Below are 831 nucleotides of genomic sequence, written 5' to 3'. Positions count from 1 at the left end.
TCGACGAACTTGACCAGGCGCCAGGCGCGGGTGAAGGACAGCAGGGGCTCGATCTCGGCGGCCTGGACCTGCTCGTTGTACAGGCGCCAGGCCTTGGTGAGCAGGTCGATGCTGTCCATGTCGGCGGCCTTGGACAGGTACTCGTAGATGTTCAGGAACAGCGAGGAGTGGATGTTCTCCTGCCAGGTGAGGAACCAGTCGGTGGAGAAGGGGAGCTGGCCCTTGGAGGGGGATTTGCCGGCGATCTCTTTGTACAGGCGGATGAGGCGCTCGTAGGAGAGGGTGGTTTCAGACTCCAGGACCTGCATGCGGGCGCCCATGCGGATGAGCATGGCGGCGCGCTCGATCTGGCGGGACTCGTTGAGCACGCTCTTGGCGGGGGCCTTGGCGGCGGCAGGAGCGGCGGCGGTGCTGGGCTCGGCGGCGGTGGCGATAGAGGTGCTCATGAGGGTCTCCAGGGTCAGGGTCGGAAGGAAGCGGAAGTCCGTTTAAAGGATTTCAGCCAAACGGCCGGCCATGAGGATGTTGGCGTGCAGCTTGTTGGTGGCTTCGTTGCCGACCTTTTGCTGGGTGTTGTGGTTGGTGAGCAGGCTCCAGACGAGTTCGTCGTCGACGCGGAAGCGGGCCAGCAAGGTGTTGCGCGAGGCGAGCTTCATGACCTGGGAGGGGGAGAGTGCGGAGAGGATGTCGGCGGACTCTTCGTTGAGGCCGAGGCGGAAGATGGCTTCGGCCTTGTCCAGGCGGATGAGGGACTGGGCCAGCATCAGGTAGGTGAGGTTGGCTTCGCGGATCTCGGCAAGCATTTGTTCGCTGGTCATGGTCAAACTCCTT

General features: G+C 63.3%; 2 protein-coding genes. Both read right to left on the bottom strand.

What is annotated here, in order from left to right:
* A partial coding sequence (locus tag AC07VS_RS28790; RefSeq protein ID WP_494752690.1) for a FlhC family transcriptional regulator occupies positions 1 to 332 on the bottom strand: 332 nt, incomplete at its 3' end.
* 156 nt (positions 333 to 488) lie between these two features.
* Entirely contained in the window at positions 489 to 818 is a 330-nt protein-coding gene (flhD, locus tag AC07VS_RS28785; protein WP_019574875.1) for a flagellar transcriptional regulator FlhD, read from the bottom strand.
* Positions 819 to 831: the final 13 nt, after the last annotated feature.

The sequence above is a fragment of the Curvibacter sp. GW821-FHT01G03 genome (assembly GCF_059422285.1).
This window is presented reverse-complemented; position numbering and strand designations above follow the sequence as displayed.

Coding starts and splice junctions, on each gene's coding strand:
- flhD (WP_019574875.1), bottom strand. CDS start 818: ATGACCAGCGAACAAATGCTTGCCGAGATCCGCGAAGCCAACCTCACC.